We start from the raw sequence: 18278 nt of genomic DNA on the forward strand, positions 1-18278 counted from the left end.
ATCTCACCCACACTTACTGCAGGCACTCCTGCTGCCAGCCTCTGACTGCGGCACCATGTATACAGTTCTCTGCAATGCGCTGCAGTCGGACTCCCCATGATAGCGGTTTCCCCATGCTGTCAGATAAACAAGCCCGCCTTTTACCGGTTTACATCGTTCGCATGCTGTATACTTTTCTCCGGAGCCATTCCGCATATTTTCTGTTTCCTCTGCAGAAACTGCCTGAACCTTCACCCGCAGATAGGTACACTGATCTGACAGATGGTATCTGGTTCCATTTTCTGTGATATACACATAGATTTCTGTTCCACCTTCTGGTTTTCCACAATTCCCGGGAACATATCCGGTAAAACCGTGCCCGAAGATCCCATCTTCTATCTTCAGAGTCCCTATCGGGAGGAAGTAAATAAACGGCTTTATGTCGTAATCTATTTTTACAGATATATTTTCATAAGCATCTGCTTCTGCCTGAACTTTCATTCCCATCTCTCCACCCTTTACGCAAAGATAAGGAAACGGTTCCTGATCCAGTGTCTCTCTGACCATTTTGCACAAATCTCCTTCCTGTTCACCTGAGCCACCATATTTTTCATAAGCAAGAAAGCACGATTTGCTGATGGCACGGTGCATGGAACTAAAAGCATTATTTTGAAAACGAACCACTTCCATGCCATACAGCAGTGTGCTCATGAAAAACAGAAACAATGGAAGAACCAGACATCCCTCCAGTGCCATTCCCCCTTTCAGGAAAAAAGAGGAAGAGAGAGATGCTCTCCTTTTTTCAGATATGATGAGAGAAGGGATCTTTGAATTTAGTTTGCATAGTTGTATTCTTTTAAATCTGGAGAGCACCTTTCTCTTCCTCCTTTTCAATAGTATCCATAGGTTCTGTCGATCAGATAGTTTCCCCGAACGGATCCTGCTGCCTGGATCTGTGCCCGGAACCGTTCCACACAGCAGTCCATGGCAAATCCGGTATTTCCTGTCAGCATCCGGATATCCATTTCCATGATATCTATCGCCCTATAGTTTCGTTCCTTCTCCGGCAGTGCTGAAATCATACCTGCTAGGTACTGCTCATAGCTGATCCCGGAAGATATGTTCTGGCCTCCCTGTATTCCCGCTTCTGCAATCATAGCCGGGCGGATCACCCAGCGTTCTTTCCTCAGACTCACTCTCCCACCTTCCAGTAACACTTTTACCTCTGACAATGCTTCCAGATAAGCACAGGCATACAGAATACTTTCTGTCACAGGCTTCAAAAACGCAGGGTTCAGGGACACTGCCTGTAGGCCTTCTGCAAGTCCTGCCGCCTCTGATACCAGATCACCGTCAGAAAATACAGCCTCTGCATTCACCGCAAAGCGGATCCCTGTCAGCTTCTCCACCACTGCCTGCAGATTTTCATAATCAGACCCCTTTCCCTCTGCTATATACTCAAGCTGATACTTTAGAAGTCCATCCTCCCTGCCACTGCGGTAATTTCCCATCATTTCAAACAGATAAGCTATAAACTGACCGGTATCTGCCTCTTTTTGCCCTTGCAGGTCACTCCTGTCACCGCTATCTCGTCCTGACAGATAATCTTCTTTTCGGATCTTTCCCACCGGAATGCGATCTATAGGTGCCCCAACCAGAAACAGTACATCACTTCCTGTAAATCCATATGCCCTGTCTGCCGGATTTGACAGAGGCACTTCTTCCCACTCTCCCTTATCATTCTGGATCAAAGGCAGCTCTATACCGGCTATCTCTTCCATTAAGGCACACCACGCTCCCATGGCATCCTCCTGCCCTGTGCCTAAGATACTGTCACCACTTGATAGTATCTCTGTCTCCTCTCTGTGGATTCCACAGTCTTCTATAAACTGCACTGCCTGATTTTTCATAGACCCTCCATGTCCGTCTGCAGCTGTCTGCACATCATTGACCACTACATTTTTCAATGCAAGATTACCCCACAGGTCACTATTCTGAAACAATGCAATATTTTCCGAAAGATAATACTGCAGCCGCCGTTCCATATTCTGAAGGGAAGGCTTCGCCTCCTGATAAGAAAGATCTACATAGAAAAGCCCATATCTGTCATGTAATGTCTTCTCAAATTCTGCCAGCGTAGAATTCATACTGATATCTGCTATGCACTCCATTCTGAGCCGTTGTCCGTTTCTGATGGCAAGCGCCGTCAGTGTCAGAATTACACCGGAAAGAATCGACAGGGAAAGAGACAGAAATACTGTCAGATATCCCTTCATCATGCCAGGATTGCAGAGCTGTCTGCCGCAATCTTTTGAAAAATACTTTCTGTCAGTTCCATGATCTGGGTTTTAAAGATCAGTACCAGACCGATCAGCACCACGATGATCAGGATCATTTCCACCGTTCCCATTCCCCTGTTGTCAAAGCTGCTGCCTGACACTTTTTTCTCATTTACCTCTGTCATTATTTTGTTTTCCATATATAGTTTCCTCCCATCAAATTCATATATTATCCCTTTTTGAAGCTCCCCATCGCCGGCAGCAGGATCAGGAACATGACCACCAGAAGCATGATAAGCATAGGAAATAAAAGCTTCGTCCCCGCTTCCTCCCCGTATTTTCTTGCCCGGTATCTCTGCTCCAAAAGCACTGTCTCTGCTTCTTCTGCAAGAAGTGACAGCAGCTTCTCATTTCCCTGCCTCAGATTTGCTGCCAGAATAAAGGAAAGTCTGCTGCACTCTCTTTCCCTGCATCTTCTTCCAAAGCTCCTGTAAACCTCTGTTTCTGCTTTTCCATTCTGAAAAGCGAAGCCAGCCAGTACAACCTCCTCATAAAGATATTGTCTTTTTCCTCCTTCCCTGCGCTTTCTCTCATACTCTCTCCCGATCCGGATAAAGGCAGCTCTTGGTGTCATGCCTGCCCCGATCAAAAGCTGCAGCTTTGATACAAACTGCGGATATGCTCTTCTGATCTCCTTTTCTCTTTTTCTTTCCTTTTCGTAAAGCTGCCTGTCCAGTGAAAACGAAAGCAGAATCATCCCCATGACCAGAAATGGGATCACAATGAATATTGTTTTGTCTAATTCTTCCTGCCAACAGATGGGCTGGCCATCCATTTCTTCCGGAAGCCATATTTCCTTCTCTTCAGGGTTTTCTCTGTCAGTTTTTAAGAGCAGCTCCTGCAATTCCTTCCGGTAAGCCTCCTCTTCAGTCATTCTCTCTGGATATACCCACAGCGGTATTTCTTCTGTAAAGGAGCTTTCCTCATAGGAAAGACTGGCATAGAGGCTGACAGACAGTCCATCCTCCGGGATCTCCTCTGCGGTAATTTCACCCCGGCTGTTTATAATCTGAGCATTACTGCTTTTCCATGAAATCTGAAAGGGCAGCCCATCCAGATACCCCGGAAGCAGCAGCCTGTGAGTAACCCGCTTAAGACTTCCGTTTCCATTCAGGATCTCTGATGTCAGCCTTTGCACTGCTTCTGTTTTCAGCGCTTCCAGCTCTTCCTGCGTCAGCCTTCTCTCCGTAACAGTAAGGACCATCCGTTCTTTTCCATATATACCGTTCCCCTGCAGGATAACCTCATAGGATCCTTCATTCCATTCCTTCCGCTGCAATGTTCCCTCTTCTGACAGATTCCTTTTTTCTTCTCTGCTGATACAAAGAAGAAGAATGACTACTATACAAGCTGCTCCCATAAGGATCAACAGCCGCCATTTTCTGCGATAAAATGACTCATATTTCTGTTCTGCCTTTTCCCGCGGAAACAGCTGCGAAAAAAGGAACATTCTCTGTTTATCTATCACCTATACTTCCACCTCCACCAGCCGGCAGCCCAGGAAATAAGCAAACAGATAAAGGGAAAGACATCCTGTCATTAATATATTCCCGGCTGCACTGCTGTAGCAGGCATCAAAATATCCAGGCGATGTAACCGTAATATACAGAATGATGAGATACGGCATTCCATTCATAATTTTCTGTTCCAGTATCCTGGCACTAAGCATTACAGCAATCTCCTTTTTCGTTTCTGCCCTGCCCTCGATCACACCACAGACCTGCTCCATGACCGACACCATATTGCCGCCGCTTTCCTTCGCTACCGAAAACACCTCTGCAAAGTCAGTGATCTCTTCTATCTGACAGATTTTCCCAATCTCCTGCCACAATCCGGAAAGGCTTCTGTTATTCTGAAGCCCTGTCTTTAAAAGTCCCAGTATCCTGCAGATCTCACTTTCCTCTCCGAAAAGCTCCGCCATATCCTCCCTGCCTTTCAAAAAAGCATTTTCTGCTGAATATCCCGCTTTCAGGGAAGCTACTGTAAGCTGCAGTAGTTCCTTAAACTGCTGTAACAGGTCATCCTTCTTCTTTCCAAGCAAAAGTCTCCTCTCCCGGCAGTAATACATAATCCCGACAGGCAGCAGGAGCATGGCTGCTCCTGCTCTCCGGTAAAAGCAGTATGTCAGCAGTACCACAGCTGCCACACTCTTTCCAGTCAGGATCCAATGTTCCTTTGCTGAAATCCGGTAAAAGCCATCAGACGCAGATCCCGGCTGCCCGGAGCTTTTCTTTCTGCATAAGCTCTCCCACCTTTTCCAGTTCACCAATGATCCTGCCCTCTCTTTCTGCCACCTCCCGAAACCGGTAAAGGCTCCGGAACTGAATTTCTCCTTCTGTAAAAGGAAGCGGCTCCGCTATCTCCAGCACCCGTCTTGTCCCATCCCGGAGCCTCCCAAGATGCACCATCAGATCAAATCCGGCACTGATCTGCCGCCGAACAGCCGGAATGGGAATCTCCATCCCCATCAGTACCAGTGTCTCCAGCCTGCTGACCACATCCCTGATGCTATTGGCATGTATCGTTGTCATCCCACAGTGTCCTACATTCACACTCTGCAGCATGTCGATTGCCTCTTTTCCCCTTACTTCACCAACAATCAAGCGTGTTGGACGCATTCTTAAAGATGTACGGATCAGATCCCGGATGGTAATTTCCTGGCAGCCTTCCACACTGGCCACCCTTGTTTCCAGCCTTACCAGATTTGGCAGTCCCTGAAGCTGCAGCTCCGCAGAATCTTCAATGGTGATCACTCTTTCTTCTGGCGGAATAAACGCCGACAGGGCATTAAGTGCAGTTGTCTTCCCACTTCCGGTACCACCGCTTACCAGGATGTTATATCCGGCTTTTACAAGAGATCCCAGAAGCTCTGCTGCTTCCCGGCTGATTGAAGAAAACCGGATCAGCTGTTCCATGGTTATAGGTTTCTCAGGGAAACGTCTTATAGTGAGTACCGGGCCATTTAATGCCACCGGTGGCAGCACGACATTGACTCTGGATCCGTCCTTAAGCCGTCCATCCATGATCGGCCTGGCTTCATTTACCGTCCGGTTACATCCGGCTGCTATCTGCCAGATCACATGACAGAGTTTTTCTTCCGTTTCAAAGCGTACCGGGATCTGTAATAATCTTCCTCCCTTTTCGATGAAAACAGGGTCTGTCCCATTGACCATGATCTCTGTAATTTCAGGATCCTCCAGAAGCTCCTGCAGCTTACCAAGCTCCCTGATCGCATGATAAATATTTTTCCGCAGGATCGTCATGGAAGAAAGCTCCAGATGTCTTCTTTTTCCCTCTCTCAGAATCTCTGTATCAATCAGTTCACAGACCTCCTCTTCCTTCAGATCCTGCGTCAGATCCATCCGGTTTATGATCTCCTCCTCTACAAGTACCAGTTCATCAGTCCTCATGTTCCTCCTTTCTAAGAAGCTCTGGGAAAACCTCCTTTCGGATATAGGCTGCAAGGTCTCCATATGTCAGTTCCCCAAAATGCATGGGCAGCTTACGGAACAGCGGCAGCATCCATTTCCTCGTTTTTCCTGTGATCTCCTTGTACTTCATTGTTTCCAGTGCCATTTCATACTGACTTGTTTTCGCTTCAGCCAGTGCATCCTCCCTCACAATGGTATAGATCAGATCACAGTTTTTCAGCACCTCCCACAGATCCATCAGACAATCCGACAGATCCAGAATCAGATATTCGTAATCCGTGATCTTCTCGATCTCCTGGAATAGATCGATCCAGTCTGTTCCCCGGATTCCTGACAGGCTTTGATATACATCCGCGGGCGGAATAAAATCCAGTCCTCCTACGCATTCTGTCAGGCTTTTCAGCTGATAAAACAGCTTTTCCCTGGCGCAGCTGAAATAATAGGTCAAATCCGAAAGATCTCCCTCAAATTCCCGGTTCAGCATTTTCCCAAGCCCTGAATATGCCTCAAAATTCAGATAAAGCGTCCTATACTTCCGGGCAAGCATCTGCCCCAGCGTCAATGAGAATGTCGTCTGCAGGCAGCGTCCTACCGGAGTATAAATCCCTATGATCTTCATTTTTCCTCTGCGGCAGGCAGTTACGGCAATTTCCTTTCCATTTCCCCCTGAATACTGCTCCATAACCTCCCGGAGCACCCTGTCGCAGGACTGATATTTATTTACATGATAAAGTGCCTGATTTAAATTGGTTCCATTTTCGCTCAAGATGATAATATGTGGAATTTCCAGAGCTTCGACCTTCTTTTGATATGCGTTCTCTGATACGAGCAAGCATTCTACTTTTTCTTTTTCCAGAAAAGAATAGAATTTGTCATCCCGTGTAAAGACATGGACTTCAAATGGGACATTCCCCTTTGTTGTGATAAAGTCCATAAGGCGATAGGCATAGTTTTCCTCACTATCAAGAATCGCAAGGATTCTTCTGTTCAATGGTATACATTACCCCTTTCTGTAATACTCCCTGTGTGATTATCAAGTTACGTTTGAAACATTTGTTGAATGTTGGAAAGAAGCTTTCCTGTGATCTTCCGGAAAATAACTCTGTTGATCGTTTTGATTCTAGAAAATAAACAACTGCTGTTTGTTTATAGGTCGAATTATATAGAATAAAATTTCGTTTGTAAATAGGTCTTTCAAAAAAATACAAACTTTGGTACATACTTACAAAGAATACCGCTGTATGAAACAGCGGTATTCGAAAACTCCTGATAAATACTGGTGATTCTGGTGTTGTAATTTTTACTAAACAGCCTTCTTATCTGTTAGAGGTATTTTTTGAATTCCGGTATCGGAATAACAGCTCCACCTTCCATTGCCGACTGATGTGCACATATTCCTGTTCCTGTCCAGTAAGCTCCTACAATATCATCTACTACAGGCTTTCTGTCTTCTATAATAGCACGGACAAATTCATGTATCATATGAGGATGGGAACCTCCATGACCGCCTCCCTGCTTAAATGACAGATGAGTATTTTCATCATTATATACTGTCTCTGTCGTAAATCCAGCAATACTGTCCGGCAGTCTATATCCATAATCCGGAACCTTTATTCTTTCCTCGACAATTTCTCCACCTCTGTTATATCTGCCAGGATCACCATCGATATCCAGCATTTCCTGCTGGATATCTCCGGTCCGAGTATAAATAACCGGATCCTCAGAAGCCAGCTGCTGCCATTCAAAGCTCATATCTCTGCCATATATTCTGAAGCATTCTGAATAGCTTCTGGCAACTCCATAAAGAAAGCGTTCCATTTCTATCGCAACATCACTGTGTTCCATTGTCACAAATGCGGCCTCGAATGCAAACGGAGAATGGTATTGTGATACCAGCTCGTCCCTGATCCTTCCTGATCCTTTTGCATACACTTCTTTTGGATAATCATTCAGCAGCATAAGACAAGTGCCTATCGCATGAGTCGGATGCATCAGAGGCGGAAAGCCCTCCCAGTATGAAGGCCAGCCTTCCATATCCTGATAATGCGCACATGTCATATACTGTATCTTACCGAACTTTCCACGATCCAGCAAATCCTTCACATAGAAATATTCTCTCCCAAATACAGTTGTTTCCATAAACATGTACTGCTTTTTACTTTCTATCCTGGCCTTAATGACATCTTCCAGTTCCTGAATGCTCATGCCCATTGGAATTGTACATCCACAATGCTTTCCGGCTCTTAAAGCCTTTACTGAAAAATCCGCATGTGTAGAAGGTGGTGTAACAATATGGATTGCATCTATCTCATCATCCCGAAGCATTTCATCATAGCTGTCATAGCAATCCTTACTGTTGATTCCAAATTTCTCCTGGGCTATTTTGATCAGTTCCGGATTTGTATCAGCAATTGCTATTTCATATACATCCGGATGTTTTAAATATATCGGTATAAACTCCATTCCAAAGCTTATTCCTACCATTCCAACTTTAATCTTATTATTAATCATAGCCATTCACCTGTTAATCAAAAAGTGGCATTTCCTGTGGATATTTCCCCATAAAACCGGGTCTGCCAACTAAATCCTTTGTTCGTTCTGAAGCATCCATCAGTCCCGGAAGCGCACTTTCCGGCTTATCTAAATAAAAATATGTACAGCATGACCAGTCGTCTTCTCTTTCAAACAAAAGAGGTCTTCCATCCAGCATCGGAATATTGGTAAAGTCCACAGCCTCTCCATCCACAGAAATCACCTGATTATCTGCCATCTGGTTCTTATACAGTAGCTGTGCATGATGGAAATAGTCATCTCTGTCAACGCCTCCTATCTGCTGTATAGTTGCTTTGAAATTGCTGTTAAAGTAAATAGGATCCGGAACATGGAAACGATAAAAGCATAATTCCATGTTTGTTTTATCATATACCGGGCAGCCGCAATACAGATCATAATAGTAGTCTTGTCCCCAGGCTGTTCCAATATAATCTTCCACTCCGGTACCACATATGGTAGGGAAATCTGTATCACCATCAATATATGCTTTGAATTCACCCTCTCCCCACCATGTATCAGAATATAATTTTGTATTACACCGAACTCCCATATTTGTACCTAAATATCGTCCTTTTCCTTCAACATAAGGAAGTAACTCGAAATCTTTTTTCATATGTGTAAGATTCTCCCGATTGAAGAAAGCGTGAAAATACATGGTATCTTCCGAGAACTTGTCCCCCAATGTATAATCTATATCATAATAAAAATGTTTAATAGGTGATGAAGATTCATTTGTGATCACAATTTTCATACCAGTTTTAAATGGCATTGGAATATATGTGCTGAAGCTGCGTCCTTCAGGATTGGAAAACAGTGCATTTTTAAATGTTGCAACCTTTCCCAGCCCTACACAGAAGAAATCTCCAAAAGGTACATCTACTGCCGGCTTATCACAATTGTCCCAAAACATCTCAAGCCTCAGTCCTCTTAAGGTATCCGGTGTCTGATCATTGATCGTAATCCAAATACGACGGATAATGCCGCTTGTATTTTCTGCATGCGCTAAAACCCTGCTCTCTCCGGTATTCAATGTAAACCAGGGAGCTCCTTTTCTGCCATTCCTGGCTGTACCTCCTGCGCCTTTTGCGCCATCCGGATTTTCATGGCTTGCCCATCTGGACACAACTCCTTCTTGAAATTTAAACATTTCATTTCCTAACATAAAACTTTCCTCCTTTTTTATTAATACATTTTTAGTCTTTCATTCCGGTTGTCTTAATTCCTTCAAGATAATATCTCTGAAGCACTCCAAAAATTAAAACAGTTGGTATAATTGCAACTACCGATGCTGCCAGAATCTGATTCCACGAAATTCTCAAGGATCCCATCAGTGTTGCAATCTGTATCTGAATCGTATATTTACTTTTGTCCTGAGCAACAATGGTAGACCATAAATATGAATTCCAGTTAGTAACAAAAAACGAAACTCCCAAGGTAATAAACATAGGTTTTGCGAGCGGAACATATATTTTTCTGAATGTCTGGAAAATTGAACATCCATCAATTCTTGCTGACTCATACAAGGAATCCGGCATCTCCACAAAATACTGTCTGAAGAGGAAAACACCGTATGCATGAGGCACCATAGGAAGTATCATGCCCCAAAGCGAGTTTACAAGACCTAAGCTTTTGATTATAAAAAATAATGGAATTATAATTACCGGAAAGGGAATCATCATCGTACTGAGTACCCACATAAAAGCCGCTTTTTTTCCGGGAAATCTTAATCTTGCAAAGGCAAAGGCAGCCATGGAATGTACTAAAAGTGCCAAAATCGTCACCATTGTTGCTACAAATAACGAATTTTTAATTCCCGTAAAAACATCCAGCGTTGTAAACACCTGTTTAAATGCATCAAAGCTGACATGTTTTGGGATAATCCGATAATCAAATACCTCTGTATCTATTTTAAGTGAACTGCTTATAAGCAGAATAATCGGAAAAAGTGCAAAAGCTAAAAATACACAACCGACAACAATTTTTATTAATAATATTCCGTATTTTTTCACTCAAATCACCTACTTAAACTTTAACAGCTTCATCTGTATAACAGTAACCAGCATAATGATTAATGACAATGTTACAGCAATAGTAGAGGCATACCCAAATCTGTATTGTTCAAACGCAAGCTCGAAAATATAATATACTGTTACCTGTGTTGTCTTTCCAGGTCCTCCGGAGGTCATAACTCTGACCTGGTCAAATGCCTGAAAGGATGCAACCAACGATGTAATCAACACAAAAATAGTCGTTCCCTTAATAGACGGAAGTGTTATCCTGAAAAATCTCTGAACCGCATTTGCACCATCTATCTTCGCAGCTTCATAGTATTCACTGGGTACATCCTTTAATGCTGATAAAAATATGATCATATTGTAACCAAATACAATCCATATTCCTACAATTGCAACACATATCAATGCCTGCGTACGGGATCCCAGAAAAAGCTGCCTTCCAATTCCTAATTCTTCCAATATTTTATTAATATATCCGTTTCTGGAATTAAATAAAAACGTCCATAACGTTGCGGCAACAATTGTCGAAACTGTATTTGGCAGATATATTGCTATCCTACACATTTGTTGACGCTTATTCCCTTTGATCGAATTCACGAAAACTGCTGCTGCCAATGAAAGAACATAAACCGCCAGAACATATATAACAGCATATTTTCCGGTAACCACTAAACTATTTTTGAAGGTGGAATCCTTGATCATCCTCAGATAATTAGCAATTCCAACAAAGGTCTTAGTTCCCAGTGCATTCCAGTCATACAGACTTATATAAAACGCATATACTATTGGTATAAAAATGAAGATCAACATCAAAATCATTTCCGGTGCAATCATCAGGTAAGAAATCAATGTTTCCCGCTTTATATGCTTTCGTTTCTTTTTCACATTAACTCAGGCCTCCTTTACCTTACTGTTTGTTTGCTGCAGGATAAGATAAATACCCTGCAGCAGGCAAACAGTTTGGATTTTATCTGTCAGCTTAGCCGCTGAACTTTGCTCCACTCTCTTTCTGATATTGCAGCATACTTTCCTGTGCGTTATCTGCTGCCTCCTGTGCACTTGTATTATAAAGTGCATCCTGAATCATAGTAGCCACAATTTCCTTTGCTTCACCAGACAGTGCAATTTCCGGCTTTGCAGTCTGTAATACTTCTTCGGAGAATACAATCGCATTTTCACTACTCTGATATACGTCCTTACCGGCTTCGATAACAGACTCTCTCATACAATAAGAGAATTTGGCCTTTGTATTAAACTCTGTCACGTGATCCTTATTAAGCCACATCCAGGAGATGAAATCCTTGGCTCCTGCTATTTTTTCTTCACCATTTTGATTGTTTACCATTACATTCCATCCACCTGCGACACTAGCAGTATTTCCATTTGCTGTTGCTGCGGGTAATGGTACAACGCCATATTTCTCAGGATCTGCACGGAAAACTGACCAGCTTCCATTGATCTGCATAGCAGTTTCTCCATTTGTTAAAATAGATATATCTGAAACAGATCTTCCCGGTGTTTCATTACAATTTCCTGAATCCAGTAAATCTCTCCATAACTGAAGAGCATTTACAACCTCTTCAGAATTCAGATTAGCCAGGCCTTCTTCTGTAAACAGGCTTCCACCCTGCATCCAGACAAAAGGGTAAAATGTAAAGCATTGCCAGTCACCTTTGTCAACCTCAAATGTAAATCCTGCATAATCATCTGTATTTAATTTTGCCGCTGCCGTTTTAAGTTCATCCCACGTTGTTGGAGGAGTAACACCATTCTGTTCCAGAATTTCCTTATTGTAGTACAATCCCACTAAATCACCGTCCAATGGAATGCCGTAAATTACACCATCTCTTGACACGCGGTCAAACGCTGCTTCTGTGTAATCCTGTTTTATGTCATCCGTAATAATATCATCCAACGGTTCGCACACGCCGGCATCAAGATACTGGTTAATAATTGCCGGACTGCACTCAAAAATATCCGGAGCCTCATTTGTTGCAAATGCTGTCGCAAGCTTTGTCGTTGTATACTCTTCAAATGGAATAGCCAGAAATGACACATGATACTTGTCCTGAGAATTATTGTATTCTTCTATATATTTCTCTAAAAATGCAATTTCATCTTCCTGTGTCCATTGATTCCAATATACAAGTTCAACAGGAGCACTGCCTTCTTCAGCTTCTGCAGCCACATTACTGTCATTGCCTTCTTCAGCTTCTGCAGCCACACTACTGTCATTGCCTTCTTCGGGCACCTTGTTTTCTTTTCCGCATCCCAGGATCCCTATGCTCATGCTCAAGAGCATGATTCCCATGATGCAGCTCGCTATTCTTTTTTTCATCATACTTTGCAACCTCCCATAATCTTTCTTTTCTCTTAGTTATCTTGCTTTATATCCCGGTACCTGGATTTGTTTTATGACTTTATTCTACTTTTCCAAATTCGACAATAAAATACCACTTTTTTTCAAAGGTGCACTTTTTGCCATATTCTATTTTCCAGCAGAGTATTATATATTATAGGTAATAACAAAGGAACTACATTAAGCTGTATGAGGTAACACAACAGGTGAAAAACATAAGACTTTCTTTACAAAAACAATTATTGATCATCTTTTTATTTATTGCTCTTATTCCAATGACAATTACCGCATTACTGCTTTACCGCACTCAGACTAAAAATACGCTTAACTCTGAAATTACATCCCAGATTCAGGTATTAAAGCTGATTTCCTCCAATATCAATCAGAAGCTAATTTATTTTAATAACCTCACTGCATCCGTTTATTACAATAATGCCATTATAAACTGTCTTGAAAAGGGACAGTCTAAGCAATTGACCTTTTACGAAAAAAAGGAAATCCAGCCTTCTATTAATTCATTAATGAGAACAGATGATATGATTTTATCCCTGTCTCTTATGACAATGTCTGGTGACACTTTATATTGGAATGATGGCTACAGTAACGTTATGCACATAAATTCTCTTGATCCTGAATTTCTTCAAAAAATATACGCAGGGAATGGAACAGGTATCTTATCTAATCCTATTACCCGTACCAATAAGCGTAAATATCCTTCTTCCAATACCTCTATATACTACGGACGGCTTCTTCGCAGTCCCACAAATTATTTTCGTCCAATCGGAATATTGCTGGTTGAGATTGATATAGATTCTTTTGAAGATACAATTATAACTTCAAATTTTAACTCAGATTCCTCTTTTCTTCTGACCACCGAGAATAATACGTTAATATGGGGATATCAGGAAGAGAATTTAGGTTATCATATCGGGGATATTATACCTGCAGAAATATTGGGTACATCTCCATATTCTATTATCAATAATAATGGAAAGAGCTATTACTGCTTTAATACCAGGATCAATTCCATGGAATATAATTGTTATTCTTTCCTTCCATTTTCGATTATTGAAAGCAAAACACGCTTTATCAGAACTTTACTTTTACTGATATGGATAGTATCTTTTGCATGCTTAATCCTGACTTATTTCATGTTCACCAAGCAGTTTATTGTACCAATACGCCGGCTTTCCATTATTATGCAGGAGCAGGACTACTTACATTACTTCCCTTCCCCCGACTATCCTGTTCATGATGAAATCGGTAATCTGTACAACTCATTTCAATCTATGAGCCAGCGTACTCTAGATTTGATCGAGCAATTACAGGAGTACTCAAAAAAAGAGGCAAAACAACAGCTTGCTTTGCTTCATGCACAGTTAAATCCTCATTTTTTATACAACACTTTAGATTCTATCAGCTGGATGTCCTTAAATGGAAATGTAGATAAAATACCATATATTATAAATGCACTGTCAAATATCCTTCGGTATAGTATTATAAAAGAGAATGATTTTGTCACTGTAAATGATGAACTATCCTGGCTGAAAAATTATATGTATATCCAGGAAATCCGATTTCAATATTCCTTTACGATACATTACCACATTAAGCCTGATATGCTCACTTACAAAATACCTCGTTTTATCCTGCAGCCATTTATAGAAAATTCATTACTGCATGGCTTTTCTGAAATACATCAGGGCGGTATTATAATCCTTAGCATTTTTTTAAAGGATAACTCCATTTTTATAACAATAGAAGATAACGGAAAGGGCATGTCGGAGCTTGTCATACATTCTATACTGCATGGCAAAAGTGACGGTATCGGTATCGCAAACTCAAATGCTTATATAAAACAACGCTTTGGAAAATCATATGGAATACAGATCATATCACATATTATGAAAGGTACCAAAATAATTATCACTCTCCCTGTTCAGAAATGAGGAAAGCTTATGAATCGTGTAGTTATCATTGATGACGAAATACAAAGCCGTAATGGAATCGCTGAAATCTTCAGAAATCATTCTCCCCAATGGGAAATAGGTGGTCTGTTTGAAGATGGGAGTCAGGCACTGGAATACCTCCTTCAGCATCCTGAAATTAACCTGATTGTTACTGATATACGTATGCCCAAATTTGATGGTCTGGAGCTGATCAGCAGAATCCGCCAATACAACAAATTAATTCCAATCATTATTATCAGCGGATACTCAGAATTCTCTTATGCCAAAAAGGCTGTTGATTACCAGGTATTCCGTTATATTGTAAAGCCCATTCTTCCATCTGAATTTGATGCTGTGATTACAAGTGTGGAAAACTTTTTCCGATTAGAGGATGATCCTTTTAATGAATATAATCTTACTTCATCAGAATTTGATCAATTTTTGGATCTTCTGTTTTCTGAGTCAGTTTCTTTAAATAAAAGCCAGACAATCCATATACTGGAAAAACAGTGTGGCTTCTCATTTCAAGGTGCCTGGTTCCTGCTAATAGCCGGAAATCATGAATTTAATAATCATATTGACAATCATAGGGCTTTGATACAAAATTTTGCTTCCGAAATATCGCCAGAACACCATGTATTCTTATTCCACGAGAAAATATACTGTATTATCTTACAGAAAACGGATATCGATTATGATGCTTTCAAAAGACATATGCAAAAATTTATCTGGAAATTCACTTCAGATTTATTTGTCCATACAGGAATATATCACAGTTGCAATAATGATACGTTAAAGAATGCATTTTTCAGCGCGCTTTCTACTCTGACACAGTTTTTCTACTCAAAGACTTCTGTGCATATATATCAGGATCAAAAGCTTTGTGATTTTCCATACTCCGTTTACAAAAATCTGCAATTACAGCTCACAAACGGTAACTTACTAAACATAAGAGATGAAATCTATTCCTTTATGGATTACATCAGAGTCAAACAGCCATCCTATTACGAATTACATTCCTGGATAAATAAAATTACCCATATAATCATCCAGTACTGTAACGACAAGAAAGTACCTTCCTCGTACTATATTGATTATACAGAAAACCTTCAATTTCTTTATAATTTTTATTGTCTTGAAGATATTGAAAATACACTCTTAGCTATGATTGATAATATTTTCGAAAAAATTGCTGAACAGACAAACAGCACGAATACTTTTCTTGTTGAACAAATTCAAAACTATCTTTCTGATCATATAAGTGAAAACCTGACTCTTTCAGATTTAGGTGATGTTTTTGGTATAAGCTATTCGTCTCTCAGCAATATTTTCAGTTCTACAACCGGTCAGACCATTATTGAATATTTAACATTTATACGAATACAGCGCGCAAAAGAGTTGCTTATCAATACCAACAAAAAAATATATGAGATCTGTTCTGACATTGGATACTCTGAACCCAAATATTTTCGCTTCCATCAGATCGTTGGTGTTACACCAAAGGAATACCGGAAGATCTATACGAAATAATTCAAGGGATATTATTTTCTCAAATGAAAATAATATCCCTTTTTCTATATCAATTAAATATTTCTGTCAGCTGATGGGAATCCATACCCTCATCTGGTTCAATCCGCGATTACCCCAGCTATAATATGGTACCAAGGTAATCTGACATTCTTTTGTTACCGGTGCATCATAGCTATAAAGGTCATCACTGACGACTTCCCGATAACCTTCTGCATATAATTCCTGAATACCGCATAATTTATCCGGCATATATTCGCTAAGCGTTATTTTTCCGTCTTTTTTCAGGCTTAGCGATAGTACGTCATTTTCGTTATCTACACCCTCAGCACAATAAACAAGCGGTCCCCTCTGCAGTGCTGCTTTTCCTGTATTAGCTGCCACCCGGCTGCTTGTATATACTCTTTTCACTTCCATATCCAGCTCTATTGTTATGATATCTTCTGCCCGGTATTCTCCAAATATATATGCATAGCCCGATTTCATTTCATACTCTGCAGGCTTTCCGTTCAAAAGAATTTTCGTGTTCTTGCTCCATGCCGGAATACGAATTGCTAAAGGTACATACATAGTTTCCTTTACCGGTGCAAATTTATAGCTAATAACATGATTGTACGGGTAGGCTGTCTCTAAGATTATTTTACCACCAAAATTCTCTGTTAAATCTAATGTGCCGTCAATATATAAATTAGAAAACAACGTATCCTGGGTCAAATGCCATGCATATTCAGAAACAGAGGATAACATTCTTGCCACATTAGGCGGGCAGCATGCACAGGCAAACCATTTGGGTCTTACAGGAAGAGCATGCTTGTGGGTCTTTGCTTCCCCTGAAATACCGGGTAAGGTCTCCAATGGATTGACATAGAAAAACCTGGTTCCATCTAACTGCATTCCTGCCAGCACACCATTATATAATGCCCGCTCCATTATATCAGCATATTTTCGATTTCTTTCCAGATAGAGCATTTTATTGGCAAAGAAAATCAAACCGATTGCGGCACAGGTTTCCGCATAAGCTGTATCGTTTGGCAGATGATAGTCTTCAGTAAAAGCTTCACCTTCATAAGCAGAACCGATACCACCTGTTACATACATTCTGCACTGGGTAATATTGTTCCAGAGAGTCTTGCAGGCCTCTGTCAATGTTGTATCGCCAGTTTCCATTGCTGCGTCTGCCATTCCGGTATATAAATATACCGCTCTTACTGCATGCCCGGTAGCTTTCTTCTGTTCCCTGACCGGAGCATTACACTGCATGCATTCTTTGTCCTCCGGATCAGCACCCCATACTGTCCATTTTCTTCTTTCCTTTTCCTTGCAGAAATAATCACTGTCTACACCTCTCACGTTAATAAAATGAAGTGCTAATTCCTTATATTTCTCTTTCTTAGTGCAGCGATACATGCGTAATAATGCCAGCTCTATCTCCGGATGTCCCGGATATCCTTCTGCTCCATCTTCAATAAAACGTTTGTAAATATGGTCTGCCATACCACACATAATATCTAACAATTTAACCTTACCGGTACACTCAGCGTAGGCAACGGCAGCTTCCATCATATGTCCTGCGCAATATAATTCATGTGCTTCCTGCAAATTGGTCCATCTTTGATCTGGAGCCTTTACGGTAAAGTAAGTGTTCAGATATCCGTCTTCCTGCTGTGCCTCGCCAATCAGATCGATAATTTCATCACAGCGTCTTTCCAGTTCAGCATCCGGATACTGTGTCAAAGAGTAGGCCACGCCCTCTAACCATTTTGCTACGTCACTGTCCTGAAATACCATACCATAAAACTCACCATCACACTTTCCGGTCTTCAGCTTCTCTGCAGCCATACGGAAATTCTCAATACAGTGACTTTTGTCCGCACCTTCAATCTGGTCATTAAGTGCCTTCTCCTGATAAGGAAGCACTACATCTTTGACCAGCTTTTCATATCTGCCAAAAAAACCATCATTTACCTTAAACTTCTTTACTAATTGCAAATCACCCATTACATACCCTCCATCTGATTCATGTTTCTTTCAGCAGGCGGCTCTGCCTGCTTCCTATATTATGTATAATAATCCTCTATTACATAATTTAAAATGGAATAAAATCTTTATAATTTGTACTTTTTTCC

15 protein-coding genes are annotated in these 18278 nt (G+C 41.1%); 2 read left to right on the plus strand and 13 right to left on the minus strand.

Annotated features, from left to right (window positions below):
• Positions 1-3 precede the first annotated feature (3 nt).
• The 12 genes from OCV77_RS06700 to OCV77_RS06755 form a co-directional block, all read right to left on the minus strand.
• Positions 4-735, minus strand: coding sequence for a hypothetical protein (locus OCV77_RS06700; RefSeq protein WP_262574182.1), 732 nt, complete (start codon positions 733-735; stop codon positions 4-6).
• A 134-nt stretch (positions 736-869) separates the two neighbouring features.
• A complete protein-coding gene (locus OCV77_RS06705; protein ID WP_262574183.1) occupies positions 870-2258 on the minus strand; it encodes a DUF5702 domain-containing protein in 1389 nt (462 codons plus the stop codon).
• On the minus strand, positions 2255-2443 hold the full coding sequence (locus OCV77_RS06710; protein WP_262574487.1) for a Flp1 family type IVb pilin: 189 nt from the start codon (positions 2441-2443) through the stop codon (positions 2255-2257). The genes OCV77_RS06705 and OCV77_RS06710 overlap by 4 nt, the downstream gene beginning before the upstream one ends.
• 44 nt (positions 2444-2487) lie before the next feature.
• Complete coding sequence (locus tag OCV77_RS06715; RefSeq protein ID WP_262574184.1) at positions 2488-3786, minus strand: immunoglobulin-like domain-containing protein; 1299 nt, start codon at positions 3784-3786, stop codon at positions 2488-2490.
• Positions 3787-4584, minus strand: coding sequence for a type II secretion system F family protein (locus OCV77_RS06720; protein WP_262574185.1), 798 nt, complete (start codon positions 4582-4584; stop codon positions 3787-3789). It lies immediately after the preceding gene.
• On the minus strand, positions 4517-5728 hold the full coding sequence (locus OCV77_RS06725) for a CpaF family protein (protein ID WP_262574187.1): 1212 nt from the start codon (positions 5726-5728) through the stop codon (positions 4517-4519). The genes OCV77_RS06720 and OCV77_RS06725 overlap by 68 nt, the downstream gene beginning before the upstream one ends.
• Positions 5718-6740, minus strand: a complete 1023-nt coding sequence (locus tag OCV77_RS06730; RefSeq protein ID WP_262574188.1) for a P-loop NTPase family protein — start codon at positions 6738-6740, stop codon at positions 5718-5720. The genes OCV77_RS06725 and OCV77_RS06730 overlap by 11 nt, the downstream gene beginning before the upstream one ends.
• 332 nt (positions 6741-7072) lie before the next feature.
• On the minus strand, positions 7073-8260 hold the full coding sequence (locus OCV77_RS06735) for a Gfo/Idh/MocA family protein (RefSeq protein WP_262574190.1): 1188 nt from the start codon (positions 8258-8260) through the stop codon (positions 7073-7075).
• 13 nt (positions 8261-8273) lie between these two features.
• Complete coding sequence (locus OCV77_RS06740; protein ID WP_262574192.1) at positions 8274-9464, minus strand: glycoside hydrolase family 172 protein; 1191 nt, start codon at positions 9462-9464, stop codon at positions 8274-8276.
• Positions 9465-9495: 31 nt separating this feature from the next.
• A complete protein-coding gene (locus OCV77_RS06745) occupies positions 9496-10311 on the minus strand; it encodes a carbohydrate ABC transporter permease (RefSeq protein ID WP_262574194.1) in 816 nt (271 codons plus the stop codon).
• A 9-nt stretch (positions 10312-10320) separates the two neighbouring features.
• Complete coding sequence (locus tag OCV77_RS06750) at positions 10321-11202, minus strand: carbohydrate ABC transporter permease (RefSeq protein WP_262574196.1); 882 nt, start codon at positions 11200-11202, stop codon at positions 10321-10323.
• Between the two features lie 94 nt (positions 11203-11296).
• The gene (locus OCV77_RS06755; protein WP_262574197.1) at positions 11297-12658 is read right to left on the minus strand and encodes an ABC transporter substrate-binding protein; all 1362 of its coding nucleotides are present in this window, start codon (positions 12656-12658) and stop codon (positions 11297-11299) included.
• 224 nt (positions 12659-12882) lie between these two features.
• Between OCV77_RS06755 and OCV77_RS06760 the strand changes: the two genes are divergently transcribed.
• Together OCV77_RS06760 and OCV77_RS06765 are read left to right on the plus strand one after the other, a co-directional pair.
• Positions 12883-14625 (plus strand): sensor histidine kinase, encoded by a 1743-nt coding sequence (locus OCV77_RS06760; RefSeq protein ID WP_262574199.1) that lies wholly within the window; start codon positions 12883-12885, stop codon positions 14623-14625.
• Positions 14626-14634: 9 nt separating this feature from the next.
• Entirely contained in the window at positions 14635-16155 is a 1521-nt protein-coding gene (locus tag OCV77_RS06765) for a response regulator transcription factor (protein ID WP_262574201.1), read from the plus strand.
• 66 nt (positions 16156-16221) lie between these two features.
• Here the strand turns inward: OCV77_RS06765 and OCV77_RS06770 are convergent, their stop codons facing one another.
• Positions 16222-18150 carry a glycoside hydrolase family 127 protein gene (locus OCV77_RS06770; RefSeq protein ID WP_262574202.1) on the minus strand — a complete coding sequence of 643 codons (1929 nt, stop codon included), beginning with the start codon at positions 18148-18150 and terminating at the stop codon, positions 16222-16224.
• Positions 18151-18278 lie beyond the last annotated feature (128 nt).

Origin of the sequence: Suilimivivens aceti, assembly GCF_025567405.1 — a bacterium.
In the GTDB taxonomy this organism is placed as follows: domain Bacteria; phylum Bacillota; class Clostridia; order Lachnospirales; family Lachnospiraceae; genus Suilimivivens; species Suilimivivens aceti.

Bases quoted from the DNA above. Each gene is read 5' to 3' on its own strand.
- OCV77_RS06700 (WP_262574182.1), bottom strand. From the start codon at position 735: ATGGCACTGGAGGGATGTCTGGTTCTTCCATTGTTTCTGTTTTTCATG.
- OCV77_RS06705 (WP_262574183.1), bottom strand. From the start codon at position 2,258: ATGATGAAGGGATATCTGACAGTATTTCTGTCTCTTTCCCTGTCGATT.
- OCV77_RS06710 (WP_262574487.1), bottom strand. From the start codon at position 2,443: ATGACAGAGGTAAATGAGAAAAAAGTGTCAGGCAGCAGCTTTGACAAC.
- OCV77_RS06725 (WP_262574187.1), bottom strand. From the start codon at position 5,728: ATGAGGACTGATGAACTGGTACTTGTAGAGGAGGAGATCATAAACCGG.
- OCV77_RS06735 (WP_262574190.1), bottom strand. From the start codon at position 8,260: ATGATTAATAATAAGATTAAAGTTGGAATGGTAGGAATAAGCTTTGGA.
- OCV77_RS06740 (WP_262574192.1), bottom strand. From the start codon at position 9,464: ATGTTAGGAAATGAAATGTTTAAATTTCAAGAAGGAGTTGTGTCCAGA.
- OCV77_RS06755 (WP_262574197.1), bottom strand. From the start codon at position 12,658: ATGATGAAAAAAAGAATAGCGAGCTGCATCATGGGAATCATGCTCTTG.
- OCV77_RS06765 (WP_262574201.1), top strand. From the start codon at position 14,635: ATGAATCGTGTAGTTATCATTGATGACGAAATACAAAGCCGTAATGGA.
- OCV77_RS06770 (WP_262574202.1), bottom strand. From the start codon at position 18,150: ATGGGTGATTTGCAATTAGTAAAGAAGTTTAAGGTAAATGATGGTTTT.